The organism is Saccharopolyspora sp. NFXS83, from assembly GCF_026241095.1.
In the GTDB taxonomy this organism is placed as follows: Bacteria; Actinomycetota; Actinomycetes; order Mycobacteriales; family Pseudonocardiaceae; genus Saccharopolyspora_C.
Window position 1 is genome coordinate 55,820 of the sequence record NZ_JAPFGB010000008.1, and the last position, 13,346, is coordinate 69,165.

9 protein-coding genes and 4 tRNA genes are annotated in these 13,346 nt (G+C 68.2%); 6 read left to right on the forward strand and 7 right to left on the reverse strand.

What is annotated here, in order from left to right; all coding sequences use genetic code 11:
- Nucleotides 1-2: 2 nt before the first annotated feature.
- Nucleotides 3-2,291, reverse strand: coding sequence for a molybdopterin cofactor-binding domain-containing protein (locus OOZ19_RS11180; protein ID WP_266090007.1), 2,289 nt, complete (start codon nt 2,289-2,291; stop codon nt 3-5).
- A gap of 789 nt (nt 2,292-3,080) precedes the next feature.
- Between OOZ19_RS11180 and OOZ19_RS11185 the strand changes: the two genes are divergently transcribed.
- A complete protein-coding gene (locus OOZ19_RS11185; RefSeq protein WP_507028805.1) occupies nt 3,081-4,670 on the forward strand; it encodes a sigma-54-dependent Fis family transcriptional regulator in 1,590 nt (529 codons plus the stop codon).
- Between the two features lie 793 nt (nt 4,671-5,463).
- On the opposite strand, the gene OOZ19_RS11190 is transcribed toward OOZ19_RS11185, so the two are convergent.
- Nucleotides 5,464-6,378 carry an AraC family transcriptional regulator gene (locus tag OOZ19_RS11190; RefSeq protein WP_266090009.1) on the reverse strand — a complete coding sequence of 305 codons (915 nt, stop codon included), beginning with the start codon at nt 6,376-6,378 and terminating at the stop codon, nt 5,464-5,466.
- A 73-nt stretch (nt 6,379-6,451) separates the two neighbouring features.
- Here OOZ19_RS11190 and OOZ19_RS11195 point away from each other — a divergent pair, with 73 nt between their 5' ends.
- Nucleotides 6,452-7,516: an aldo/keto reductase gene (locus tag OOZ19_RS11195; protein WP_266090010.1), complete on the forward strand. Its 1,065-nt coding sequence runs from the start codon at nt 6,452-6,454 to the stop codon at nt 7,514-7,516.
- A gap of 661 nt (nt 7,517-8,177) precedes the next feature.
- On the opposite strand, the gene OOZ19_RS11200 is transcribed toward OOZ19_RS11195, so the two are convergent.
- From OOZ19_RS11200 to OOZ19_RS11215, 4 genes are all read right to left on the reverse strand, one after another.
- A tRNA-Val gene (locus tag OOZ19_RS11200) sits at nt 8,178-8,252 on the reverse strand.
- 1 nt (nt 8,253) lies between these two features.
- A tRNA-Cys gene (locus tag OOZ19_RS11205) sits at nt 8,254-8,325 on the reverse strand.
- Between the two features lie 84 nt (nt 8,326-8,409).
- A tRNA-Gly gene (locus OOZ19_RS11210) sits at nt 8,410-8,482 on the reverse strand.
- A 152-nt stretch (nt 8,483-8,634) separates the two neighbouring features.
- The gene (locus tag OOZ19_RS11215; RefSeq protein WP_184478055.1) at nt 8,635-9,060 is read right to left on the reverse strand and encodes an SsgA family sporulation/cell division regulator; all 426 of its coding nucleotides are present in this window, start codon (nt 9,058-9,060) and stop codon (nt 8,635-8,637) included.
- 739 nt (nt 9,061-9,799) lie between these two features.
- On the opposite strand from OOZ19_RS11215, the gene OOZ19_RS11220 reads away from it, so the two are divergent.
- The 3 genes from OOZ19_RS11220 (at nt 9,800) to OOZ19_RS11230 (ending at nt 11,150) form a co-directional block, all read left to right on the forward strand.
- Nucleotides 9,800-10,249, forward strand: a complete 450-nt coding sequence (locus OOZ19_RS11220) for a TIGR02611 family protein (protein WP_266090011.1) — start codon at nt 9,800-9,802, stop codon at nt 10,247-10,249.
- Nucleotides 10,250-10,294: 45 nt separating this feature from the next.
- Nucleotides 10,295-10,366: transfer RNA gene (locus OOZ19_RS11225), tRNA-Val, on the forward strand.
- 349 nt (nt 10,367-10,715) lie between these two features.
- Nucleotides 10,716-11,150, forward strand: coding sequence for an SRPBCC family protein (locus OOZ19_RS11230; RefSeq protein WP_266090012.1), 435 nt, complete (start codon nt 10,716-10,718; stop codon nt 11,148-11,150).
- Between the two features lie 163 nt (nt 11,151-11,313).
- Here the strand turns inward: OOZ19_RS11230 and pepE are convergent, their stop codons facing one another.
- Nucleotides 11,314-12,042, reverse strand: a complete 729-nt coding sequence (gene pepE / locus OOZ19_RS11235) for a dipeptidase PepE (protein ID WP_323055118.1) — start codon at nt 12,040-12,042, stop codon at nt 11,314-11,316.
- Nucleotides 12,043-12,128: 86 nt separating this feature from the next.
- Here pepE and lhgD point away from each other — a divergent pair, with 86 nt between their 5' ends.
- The gene (lhgD, locus tag OOZ19_RS11240) at nt 12,129-13,328 is read left to right on the forward strand and encodes an L-2-hydroxyglutarate dehydrogenase (RefSeq protein WP_323055119.1); all 1,200 of its coding nucleotides are present in this window, start codon (nt 12,129-12,131) and stop codon (nt 13,326-13,328) included.
- Nucleotides 13,329-13,346 lie beyond the last annotated feature (18 nt).

Consider the following 13,346-nt stretch of genomic DNA (forward strand, 5'->3'; position numbering starts at 1 on the left):
AATCAGAAGGTGCGGGCGAGGCCGTCGGTCGGGGACTCCGGGACCGGCGGGATGAAGGACTTCGGTTCGAAGTGGAGCGGTTCCTTGTGATTGATCGGGAAGTAGGTCGGCATCTCGCCGACCGCGCGGCCGTAGGCGCACGCCGTCGCGGCGAAGGTCGCCGCGACACCGGCTTCGCCCGCGCCGCCCGGCGGGTGCTCGGACGGCATGACGAACACCTGGATGTCGCGCGGGGTGTTCCACTGCCTCGTGTAAGCCGAGTTGTCCCAACTGGCTTCCAGGAAGTGGCCGTCGGCGAGATGGCTGGAGTTGGTCAGGGCCAACGCGATCCCGTCCGAGACGCCGCCCTGCATCTGCGCTTCGACACCCGTGGGGTTGATGGCCAGGCCCGGGTCGACGGCGAACGTCACCTTGGTGACCAATGGGCCCGTCCGCGCGTCGCGAATCTGTCGGTTCACGGTCTCCGGCCGGCAGTCGATCTCCACCAAGCAGGCCGTCGCACCCTTGTACTCCTCGTGGATCGCGATGCCCTGGGCGCAGTGCTCCGGCATCCGCTTGCCCCATTCGCCTTCCGCGGCGACCTTCTCCAGCACTCGCCGCACCCGTTCCTTGCGCAGGAAGCCCATCCGGAACTCGTAGGGGTCCTTGCCCATGCGCTCGGCGAGCCGGTCGACCACCAGCTCGTTGGCGGCACGCACATCCGGGGAGTAGACGTTGCGCACGGCGCTGGTCGGGAACCGGTCGTAGGCACCGGTCTCCAAGAGCAGCTGATCAACGACGCCGAAGTTGTACGGCAGGTACTGGGTCGTCGCGAAGATCGTCTCGGCGAAGGTGAGGTTGCCTGCGACCGGCAGCGTCGCGGCTCCGGCGGTGATCGCCTCACCGAGGCCGTGCGTCAGGTCGACGGCCACGCCGGTGTGCCGATGTTCGTAGGTCAGCACCTGATCGGTGAGCCGGGTGACCCGGATGCGCGAGGTGGTGATCGGGTGCGAGCGGCCCTGACGGGGTTCGTCGGCGCGGTGCCACATCAGCCGCACGGGCGCCTGGCACGCCTTCGACACGTGCGCGGCTTCCAGCGCGCCGTCGAAGAACAGCTTCCGGCCGAAGGAACCGCCACCCTCGACCACGTTGAACACGAGCTTGTCGACGGGCAATCCCACGGCGGCGGCGATTTCCTCCCGCGCCGCGATCGGTGACTTCGCGGAGGCCCAGACGGTTCCACCGTCCGCTCGGATATCGGCGACCGCGCAGTTGGGTTCGAGTGGCGAGCCACTACGCGTGTAGAACTCGAAGTTGTAGTCCAGCGTCTCGGTCAGCACCGGAACCTGCGGCACCACCATCGGCAGTTCCGCCCCGTGGACTTCGGCCAGGATCGACTCGTCGGACTCGCCCTCGGCCGTGCCGGGGTTCCAATCGACCTGCAGCGCCCGGACGGCGTCGATGCACTGGCCGAAGGTCTGCGCCCGGACGGCGACACCGGTCGGAACCATTTCGACGTGCGTGACACCGTTCATGGCCTTGACCTCAGGGGCGTTGCGCACCGCCTCGGGGGTGCCGTGGATCGTCGGCGGACGGCAGATCATCGCAGGCAGCGCGCCGTCGATCGTGAGGTCCATCGCGAACTGCTTCTGCCCGGTGATCGCCGCGCGGGCGTCCTTGCGCGGCTGCGGAGTGCCGACCACGTTGTACTCGGCGACCGGCTTGAGCACGGCCTCCCGCGGCGTCGTCTCCGGCACCGCGGCCTTCGACACCAGTTCACCGTAGGTGACGCTCTTGCCGCCGACGCCGATGATCTCGCCCGCCTTCGCCTGCAGCGCCTCGACGGTGTCGCCGAGCAGGTTCGATGCGGCTTCCAGCAATGCTCCCTTGGCGATGGCCGCCGCGACCCGGACGGGGGTGTACATCGCGAAGATGGTGTTCGACCCACCGGTGAGCTGGTTGAACAGCAACTCCGGGCGGGCCGGGGCCAACGATACGTCGATCTTGTCCAGCGGCAGTTCGAGTTCTTCGGCGACGATCATCGCGATCGAGGTGGTGATGCCCTGGCCGACCTCGGCCCGCGGTAACTCGAACGACGCGGTGCCGTCCTCGTGCACTTCGACGGTGATCAGTTGTGAGGTGGGCAGCGCGGCTGCGCTGAGTACATCGTTGAGGTCCGCGAGATCCGCGGGAACGGGTGGAGTGGGTACCGCTGCCGCTGCCTCCTGCGGCGAACTCAGCAGACCTACGTTGGCCGCGGCGACAAGACCGGAGCCTCCGATCAGGTATCCGAGGAACTTCCGCCTGGCCATGCCTGTTTCCAGCGCGCGGTGCCGTTCTGTTGCCCGCTCTGACATTCCGCCTCCCGTCGTGCGCCACGTCACACCGTTGGCGTGGCACCCGGGAGTATTGGGGGTGGATCACCCGTGCGGGTGTTCAAGTTTTGTACAGCGGACAGCGCGTTTCGCGGCCCATCGAACGACTTCCGCAGATGCGGAGCACAGTGGATCAGCACACCGCAAATGCGGATAACTGGAAATCGGTCCAGCGCCGCGCTTCCTAATCGACCCCCGCCCGCCATGGGGCGTCCCCGTCAGCGAGAGCGGTCAACCGGCGACCGCGGCAGGTCGGGCACGGGGAGTCGTTCACTGCCCCGCGGCCCTCCGGACGCGAGGCCACAGTGGCCGGTGGACGAGGATCCTCAGCCGCCGGCGATCGCGGGGACGTTCGGTGCTGCACACTCCGCCATCCGCACGGCAACGCTAGACGCGGTCGTCCGCCACGAGCCGATTGAGCATTCGGGGCACGTCCAGGACCGCGCCGGCGGAAGCCCGGGCCGCCCCGGACGCCGGGCCAGCTTCCCGGGCTCGCGGACGACTGCGGCGATGGCCCTCACAACACCCCTCCGATTGTGATCGGAACCACATATCCCCAGGGGTGCAAGGGGAACTCCGTTCAAAGTCTGGACAGGCCGAGTTCATGGCGGTTATTACCTTATGTGACTACGAGCACACCGATGCCGCTGTGTGGAGGGACCCGACCAGATGGACCCACGTTGGTGCGTTGGACCTGCGGGAACGCGAGTTCGCCAGGACATAGCGATGTCCTGGCGGCGAGTGACGATGGCCGGGCTCGACCCGTCGGCGGAATTCAAGACGGTCGCCCACGAGATCGACCCACGCAGTTCACTGCTGGTCGGCGCGGCCCCGGTCCTGGAAGAGCTGGAGCAGAGCCTGCGGGGGAGCAACTACTCGACCCTGTTGGTGGATCGAGATTGCCGCGTCGTCCGCCGGTGGTTCGATGATCCACGTGTCGAGAGCGGCCTGGACTCGCTCGCCCTCATTCCGGGAGCCAGTCTCCTCGAGGAGACGATCGGCACCAACGCACTGGGTACCGCGATGGTCATCCGGCAGGCCATCAGCATCAACGGACGCGAGCACTTCGCGAAGTCCCTGCAAGGTTTCAGCTGCTACGGCCATCCGATCAGGCATCCGCTGACCAAGCGCATCGAAGGAGTCCTGGACATCACGGCGATCACCGAGCAGGCCAGTCCCTTGCTGCCGCCGTTGATCTCCCGCGCGGCCCACGACATCGAGCAGCGCTTGCTGGACGGAAGCCGGACATCGGAGAAGGACCTGCTGCAGGCGTTCCAGGGCGCGGCGGGCTTACGGCGGCGGGCGATCGTCGCCATCGGCGAGGACATCGTGCTGTCGAACCAGGCGGCCAATGATCTGCTCAGCCCTAGCGATGTCGCGCTGCTGCGCGCCCTCATGGAAGAGGTACAGCGCGAAGAGCAGACCTTCGAGCTCACGCTCGAAGCAGGCGCCCCCGTCAGCATCGAGATCTCCCGAGTGGGCAACGCCCGCCGCGGCGCACTGGTGCGGGTGGACCGGGTCAGCGGTGATCGGGCACGGGCCGTGCAGCGTCGGACCCGGACGCTGCTGAAAGAGATCGACGCTCCCCGCCTCATCACCGGGGTCCCGGGAACGGGCCGTTCGACCCGAGCGCGTGAGTTGGCCGCCGAGCAGCCCCCGTTGAAGGTCATGCGGCCAGGTGCGGCCTTGCTGGAAGGTGACGCCGAATGGGCCGCCGAGTTCGAGAGGGCGATGCGCCGTCCGAATGGAACGGTGTGCGTGGACGGCATCGACCTGCTTCCCGACGAATTGCTCGACCTCGTCGTCAATTGGGTCGATCATGACGGCCGACCGGATCTGATATTCACGGCGGGACCGGTTTCGGGACTCACCGGCCGAGCGGCGGCGTTGGCGGGTACGGCAATGATCCGCGAGGAACTCGTGCCGCTTTCCGCCCGGCGCAAGGACATTCCCAACCTGGCCGCGACGATGATGAGTGAGATCGCCCCCAACCGGGCATTGCACATGACCCCGAGCCTCATCGGAACACTCGCCGCCCAGTCGTGGCCGGGGAATCTCCGCGAGCTCCGGGCCGTGATCCATCACCTGACGCAGCAACGGTCCGTTGGCGCGCTCACGGTGGCCGATCTTCCCGAGCAATACCGAGCGACCTCGCCGGAACACCCGTTGACGGCGTTGGATCAGGCGAAGCGGGACGTGATCGTCACGGCTCTCAAGACCACGGACGGCAACAAGGTTCGGGCGGCCGAGCAACTGGGCATGTCGCGCACGACTCTCTACGCGCGAATGAAATCGCTGCGCATCACAACGTACTGATCGAGTACTCGGGAGGTCGTGGACTGCCCGGTGGCCGAACGACGCCGTGCTGCGACTCGCCCGGCACTTCACCGGCCCGCTGGCCGGCAAGCGGGCCGTCAACATCGCTCGCGCCACGTGGCCACGAACGCTATGCCGAGCCCGCTTCCTCAGCCGGACTCGGTGCCCGTGACTGCGCCGTTCGCCCCGGAACGACGCGGGCCGCTACGAACCGCGGATCCGCCAGCCGATCACAATCAGGTCGGCCCCGGACACGACAGAACCCCTCCGGAGTCACCGGAGGGGTCCTGAAAATCTACTGGTGCGCGATACTGGGATCGAACCAGTGACCTCTACCGTGTCAAGGTAGCCGCCGCCATCCTTCTGACCTGCAAAAATGGAGATTCCGCAGGTGGGCGGGCTGTCGTTCAGCGTGGCCGGTCGCCGTTCGATGCGGTTCAGCGCAGGTCGATCCTCCCAAAATTCTCCCAATTTACGCCTCCCACCGGCGCCCACGGGTTCCGTGTGCGTTCGAATCTCTGGGGCGGTTCGAACAGCATCCGCACGAAACCATCGTCGCGGCGAGCTGCAGGTTCTGGCGACTGTGAGGGTCGTCCGGCGCTGTCGGTAGGTTCGTATCTTGTTGGGCACCCCCAACGAGCCAGCATACGAACCTAAACCTGCTGGTCAGCGGCATACCAGTGTCCGTGAAACCCACTCACGCGAAGATCCGGCGCAAGGGAGGCGGGCTCGATGCCGGCAGCGGAGGGCAGCGTCCACTGCCGGGGGATTGCTGAGGTGGCGGTCAGGGTGGTCAGTCATCCGGTGGGTGGCGTCGGTGTTGCAGGGGTGTCCTGCCAAAGGCGCGTTTGAAGGCTGCGATGAAGGCGCTTTCGGAGGTGTAGCCGAGTTGTGAAGACAACTCGCCTACAGCTGTGTCGTAGTGGGTGAGCTCGTATGCGGCGATCCGCATGCGCCACTCGGTCAGGTAGGCGAGTGGCGGGACCCCGGCGACGGCGCGGAATCGCGAGGCGAAACCGGTGCGGGACATGGCGGCGAGGCGAGCGAGTTCGTCGAGCTGCCACGGGCGTGCCGGGTTCTCGTGCAGTGCCTGCGCGGCCGGGGCCAGGCGTGGGTCGGCGAGGACGCGCAACCGGCCTGCGGGCAGGGCGTTCGGCTGCGCCAGGTACGCACGCAGTACCTGGACGAGCAGCAGCTGCGCCAGCTGGTCACGCGCGAAACCGTGACCGGGCCGGTCGCGGCCCATTTCCGTTTCCAGTTCCGGCAGCAGCCAGCCGAAGGCCGACGCCTGCGGGTTCGCCGCCGAAATGTGCAGCAGCGGCGGCAAAGTCCGCACCAGCAGGGCCTCGCCACCCGGTTCGACCGTCACTTCGCCGCCTACACCCGAGAATTCGTCCGCCGCCCCGATGCGATGGTCGGGCACGGTCATCGTCGCGGCATCGACCGGCAGCACGTCGGGATCGGTGTGCAGGACAAAGGGATGGGCCCCGTTCACCACGATCGCCTCGCCAGACCGCACTTCGCCGGACCGCCCACCGGAGACGAAGGTGCATCTCCCGCGCCGCACGGCGATGATCTTGAGCCGACCGCGGGCCGGGAAGCGCAGCGCCCACTGACCGCCCGCCGCCAGCTTCCCGGTGAGGTGGCAGCGAGCCCCGGCGAGGGCGAGCACCTGGGACAGCGGGTCGGGATGGCGGTCAGCGAGCAAGTCTGTACTTTCGCGGGAAAAATCTGGATGCGGTGCTATTCACCGTACACTTTCTCGGGCGCACGCTGGAGGTATGAACCTCGCTTCATACCGCACCCTCGGCCGGACCGGCCTCCGGATCAGCCCGCTGGTCCTCGGCACACTGACCTTCGACGACCCCAGCTGGGGTTCCGACCAGGACACCGCGCTGCACCTGCTGCACCGCTACGTCGGCGCCGGGGGAAACACGCTCGATACGGCCAACGGCTACGCGGACGGCCGCGCCGAACAGACCATCGCGAAGTTCCTCCGGCAAAACCCGTCGCTGCGGGACGGGCTGGTGCTCGCCACGAAGTTCGCCGGCAACCTGCACCCCGGCGACCCCAACGGCGGCGGCACCGGCCGCAAGGCGATCCTGCGGCAGCTCGACGCGTCACTCACCCGGCTGGGCACCGATCACGTGGACCTGTACTGGCAGCACTACTTCGACCAGCACACCCCGATCGAGGAGACGATCGGCACCCTGCAGGACCTGATCACCGCGGGCAAAATCCGCTACTACGGCCTGTCCGACACCCCCGCGTGGGCCGTCACGCGCGCGGCGAGCCTCGCCGAATCCCGCGGCTGGGCACCAGTCGCGGCGATCCAGGTGGAGTACTCACTGCTGCAGCGGACCGTCGAGGGCGAACTGTTCGCCGCGGCACGGGCCCTGGGAATCGGAGTGACGCCCTGGGGTCCGCTCGCCGGCGGAGTGCTGTCCGGGAAGTACACCCGCACGAACGCCGCCAAATCAGGTCGCGCGGACTGGGCCAGCACACGCGCACGGCTCACTGAGCACACCTTCGCCCTGCTCGACGCACTGCACGAGATCGCTACCGCACAACGGGTTCCGGTTCCCGCCGTCGCTCTCGCCTGGGTCAACCACCGCCCGGAAGTAACCGCGACGATCATCGGCTGCCGGACGCTCGACCAACTGGAGAACAACCTGGCATCCCTCACAGTGACACTGTCCGCCGAGCAGCTTGCCACGCTGGACACCTTGACCGCCCCGTCATTGCCCTTCCCCTTCGCCTTTCTCAAACGCAGCGCGACCGACCTCGCCCAGGGCGGTACGACGATCAACGGAGTCCCGTCCCGGGCCTGGCAACCGTCCCGTTGACGCCACAACCAGGCCAACCGCTGATCACGTGACCGACGAGCACGGCCCCTGAGCTTCCCCCGGTTGGCAAAGCGAACAGTCGCAGGATGACGGCTCCCGTGGCAATCGAGGATGAGCAAGTTCGCGAGGTCGTTGAGCGGCTCTGGCCGGGGCGCGTCTTGAGGAGTCTGGTTTCGTGGCCGACACGTGGCGAGGCCAAGCGGTCGACGCAAAAGCCGTGACTCCGTGCGTGTCGCGTCTGGGACTGGAGGACGCCACGGCGATTGGCCGACGGGCCTTGGGTATCGCGCATCTCGGCACCCGCCGCGAGCGGACGATTCTTGACTGTCCCAAGCCGAGTAGCCGAGCGCAACGCCGATCCGTTCGAGCGAGTCTCCGGCGTGTAGCGGTTGCGCATCGCTGCGACGACTACGTTGGTAGGGGACGGGTGGCAGGGCTGGACGCCGCACTACGAAGAAGTCTCACCAGGCGTGGCCGCCGCGTGCCAGATTTCAGCACTGACCGTGGTGACCATGGCCAGTAGAGAACGAACTGGCCATCTGACACAGCACGATGGAAGGCTTCTTCGGGCAAGATCAACTGCTCCCGGTCGCGCTCCCAAACACGATAAAACGCCCACCGGCGATGATCGCCTGGTGGGCGTTTGACTTGCGAGAACTGATGGTGCGCGATACTGGGATTGAACCAGTGACCTCTACCGTGTCAAGGTAGCGCTCTCCCACTGAGCTAATCGCGCGAGGCGGAGGCGGGAATCGAACCCGCGTACAGGGCTTTGCAGGCCCTTGCCTAAGCCACTCGGCCACTCCGCCGCGTTGGGCGCGATTCGGGCCGAACGTCCCAGCGACCGGGTGCCGATACCCGGAAACCCGAGATCGACCCGATCGGTTTCCCAGAGCGGATGACGGGACTCGAACCCGCGACCCTCACCTTGGCAAGGTGATGCGCTACCAGCTGCGCTACATCCGCCTGCACTGCGGTGAAGGCTCCGGCTCGGCTCCGGAGTCACCGCTGCGTTGCACAGAGAACTTTAAACCACGCCGCATCCGACGATCAAAGGGGGGTCGATCGCCGGCCCTGCGACCCATGCCGAGCCCGGCCGCCGCGGCGAGGACGGCACGTCAGGACAGGTCGTGCGGCAGCAACCGGGTCAGCGCGTCGTCGACGTTGACCCACAGGTTCTCGTTGCCCGGCACCACGACGTCGTAGGTGCGGTCCAAGAAGTCCGCCAGCTCCTGCGCCGAGGCCTCGAACACCGCGTGCCCGGACGGCGAGCTGAGCTCGATCGCGACGACCTCGGGGTCGTCGACCGCGGGCCGGATGCTCACGTCCCCTTCGCCGGCGTGCGCGATCAGGCCGTCCGCGAGCAGGTCGCGGGCGAACACCCACTCGACCCAACCGGCCCGGCCGGTGCGGAACGCGGCCACCACGGCGTAGGGGTCGCGGGTGTCGTAGCGCAGTTCGACCTGGACGGGCACCGCAGGTGTCTGCGGGGCCAGCAGATCGAACACCGCCGTCGAACGGAGTGTCACGTGATCGTTTCGCATCGTCCTCGCCTTCCTAACTCCCTCCCGGTCCGCTTATCGACCGAGCAACACAGTTGTGACGCCTATGCGGGGTCATACGCTCGCCACCAGGCCCTACATCACCCGGTCGGGGCATACTGAACTTCGTAACGCGATCGGAGAACTGCGCAGCGTGGTCGCATCGCACCCCCCGACCAACATCGGCCCGACTCCCCCGGCACTGGCGTTCGGCTCCGACCGGAGCGAGCGAGCCATCCCCACAACGCGCCCGGCAGCGTCGTTGAGCTTTTCCTTGCCACTGCCGGACACCCATCGAGGATAAGCGATAGACCTGCGTCCATACGGGTTTCAACGGGCAGGGCTGAGACACTCGCCACGAGCATTCGCCGAGACGGACTAACCTCGACATCCGGACGCGCAACCGCACACGCCTGGCCGCCACCCGGTCGAGGAGAGCGGTGCCACAGTGTGACCAGGGTCGAAAGCCCGCACTCGATCCGAGCGCCACAACTGGGAAAAACCAACTCATGACGCACGTCACATTTCGTCCGGCGTCGCAACCCCTTCTGGGAGTGCTCCACCCGGCCCGCACCGAGTCGGCCCGTATTCTCTACTCCGTGGCACGGCGCTGCGACGGACCAGCGGGCACGACCCGGCGAACACGCTGATCACAGCGCCGCAGAGCCCGGCAGCACCCAGAACGACACGTGGCAGGTGGACCCTGAGCAGGACAGCCGAACCGGGACCGGAGAAGATCGACATGGCCCCGGACGACGACACCCCGCAGCCCCGCCGCAGGTGGCACAAGCTCCGCCGGGGCCTGCGCGCGCGACGCGAACGCATCCGCGCCAACCCACCGCTGAACACGACCTACCGCGTCGCACTCGGGGGCTTCGGCACGGTCATCCTCATCCTCGGCATCGTCGCGATCCCGTACCCCGGCCCCGGCTGGCTCATCGTGTTCGCCGGGCTCGGCATCCTCGCTACCGAGTTCCACTGGGCGCACCGCGTCAACATGTTCACCAAGCGCCACTACCACCGCTGGGTCAACTGGCTCGGCAGGCAGCACTGGGCGGTCAAACTCGGCATCGCCGCCCTGACCGGCATCATCGTGGTCGCGACGCTCTGGTTGCTCGGCATGTACGCCACGATCGGACACTGGTTCGGAGTGCGCTGGCCGTGGTTGACCTCCCCCCTGTTCGGACGCTGAAAACAGTGTTGTAGAGTTCTCCATGTCGCCGGGAACGGCGACACCGGGCGATTAGCTCAGGGGGAGAGCGCTTCGTTCACACCGAAGAGGTCACTGGTTCGATCCCAGTATCGCCCACAGTGAAAAGGCCTGGCCAGGACTCCGCAAGGAGAACTGACCAGGCCTTTTTTCGCGTTTCGGCGAAGTTGTGGCAGCACGCGGTCACCGATCCCCTATCGCCCGTCGGCATCGTCCTCGAGAAGGCAGAACCGGCATGGCCTGAGCCGACGTCGCCCCGCTCCGCATCGCCGCGTCACCCGGCTCCGCAACGACCGCATCGCTGAGCAAGATGTGCCACTTCGCGCGGGCGGACCTCACATCGAGGCGGTGGCGGTCGTTTCCAGGGTGCAGGTCCGACCAGGACGGGGCCGTCGCGTCGACTTCGCCGAACCGGAGTTCCGATGGCCAGCGGCAGAAGGAGATCAGAATGTCGGCAGCGGAACCGGCTCACGAATTCCAGCAGGGAGTCGACGCGATCTGGCGGACCATCAGCAGCTTCGAACGGTACGAGTGGGGAGCAGGCGTCGAGCCCGGCTTCGTCGAAGAGGCACGCTGCGGCAACGAAGTCGGTTCGATCCGCGCTTTTCAGTACTACGGTGCGCCCGGGCGGCAGCGCCTGACGACGCACTCGGACGCCGACCGCACGTACAGCTGGGAATCGCTCGAACCCTACGAGGATCTCCGCTACTACCTGCAGACGATCGCGGTCCGCCCGTTCGACGGCGACCGATCGCTGATGACCTGGAGCGTGGAATTCGACGCGCCGGAGACCAGCGTCGAGCAGTGGCGTTCGTTCTTCCGGGAAGAATTCGCGAAGTCCTTCGAGAAGCTCGAGGGCATCCTGGCGATCAGCACGCGATGACGCCCTCCGCCGCACGGCTCCGAACCGCGTGACGCTGCACTGTCACCCTCGGCGACCGCGTCGATGACGATCGGATCTGGCGCCGCGTCCTCTGAACCGGCGTGCATCCTCGCGACGGTGGCGCGAGATCGCGCGAACGGTCGCCGCCCGTCCTCCGGGTACGTCAGCAGAGGTCGTAGCGGGGTGCGGTGCCGAGCAGGTGGGAGAGGTCGGTGCCAGGGGCGAGGTCGTGCGCCGGGACGCGGCGGGTGAACATGCGGGCCGGTTGGGTGCCGCCGAGTGCTGCGCGCTGGTCGCGGACGCGCAGCCACGCGCCCTCACGGAGACCGAGCACGGGGACGTCGTTGTGCTCCAGGAACTCGGCGAGGCGTTCGTCGCGCGTCTCGCCGCGGTGCGTGCTCGCCGGGTCCGGCGGCAGGTAGTGCGGGTTGATCTGGAACGGCACCAACCCGAGCGCGGCGAACGAGGCGGGCTGCACGATCGGCATGTCGTTGCTGGTCCGCAGGCTCGGGCAGGCCGCGTTGGTGCCCGCGCTGGAACCCAGGTACGGGACGCCGGCGAGCACCGCGCGGCGCAGCGCCCGGACGAGGCCTTGGCGTTGCAGCGTCGCGAGCAGGCGGAACGTGTTGCCGCCGCCGAGGAACACCGCTTCGGCCGACGCGATGGCGCGCACCGGGTCGGCGGCGCGGTGCAGGCCGTCGACCTTGATGCCGATGGAGCTCAGCACCGAGTGCACGGTGCGGGCGTAGTCGTCGAAGTCGCGGCGGGCGTAGGGCACGAACAACATGCGTTCCCGGCCCGCCATCAGCTCCGTGATCGCGGGCAGCGCGTGCCCGAGGAAACCGGGTGACCCGTGCACTCGCGAACTCGACAGCAGGAGCAGCTGCACCACGGCTCTCCCTCCCCGCGCCCGTGGACCGCAGCGAACCCTACCGCCGGTGCTGGAACGGGTGGGGCGGGACGGGCAGGATGACCGGCATGGCCGAAGACGACGTGACGATCATCGGCGGCGGCATCGTGGGCTTGGCGACGGCGCACGCGCTGCTGCGGGCGGGAACCGGCAGGCGGATCACGGTGCTGGAGAAGGAATCCGCGGTGGGCGCGCACCAGACCGGCCACAACTCCGGGGTGCTCCACAGTGGACTCTACTATCCGCCGGGCAGCGCGAAGGCGCGGTTCGCCCGCGCGGGCGCCGAGGAGATGTACCGGTTCTGCGCGGAGCACGGCGTGCCGGTCCGGCGCATCGGGAAGCTGGTCGTGGCGACCAGCGCCGAGCAACTTCCCCGGCTGGCCGAGCTCGCCCGGCGCGGCGCGGCCAACGGCGTTCGCCTGTCCGAATTGGACCGTTCGGGGATCGCCGAGCGGGAACCCCGGGTCCGGGGGCTGCGAGCGCTGCTGGTGCCGGACGCGGGCATCACGGACTTCGGCGCGGTGTGCCGGGTGCTAGCCGACCGGCTGGCGGAGCACGACGTGGAGGTGCGGCGCGGCACCGAGCTGATCGCCGCGCGGCGCGACGGGGACGGGCTGGTGCTCACCACCACGACCGGCGAGATCCGCACCCGGCTGGCGGTGAACTGCGCGGGCCTGCACAGCGACACCGTGGCCGAGCTCGCCGGAACTCGGCCCGCCGCGCGGATCCTGCCGTTCCGCGGCGAGTACTACGAGACCACGGCGGCGCGCCACGACCTGGTGCGCGCGCTGGTGTACCCGGTGCCGGACCCGGCGTTCCCGTTCCTCGGCGTGCACTTCACGCGCATGATCGACGGTGGGCTGCACGTGGGCCCGAACGCCGTTCCGGCGCTGGCCCGCGAGGGCTACGACTGGCGGACCTGGTCAGCCCCCCACCTGCGGCGGCTGCTCGGCGATCCCGGCCTGCGCTCGCTGGCGAAGCGGTACTGGCGCACCGGCGCGGCGGAGATCGCGCGCTCGGCCGCCAAGCCGCTGTTCGTCCGGGCCGCGCGCGAACTGCTGCCCGAACTGCGCGGTGCCGACCTGGTGCCCGCGGCGGCGGGCGTGCGGGCGCAGGCGGTGCGCCCGGACGGCACCCTCGTCGACGACTTCCTGGTCCACGAGGACGAGCGGTGGATCCACGTCCTCAACGCCCCGTCCCCGGCCGCGACGGCGTCGCTGCGCATCGGCGCCGACATCGCCGAGAGGGTCACCGCCCACCTCGGCTGATGCCGGACGCCGATGTCC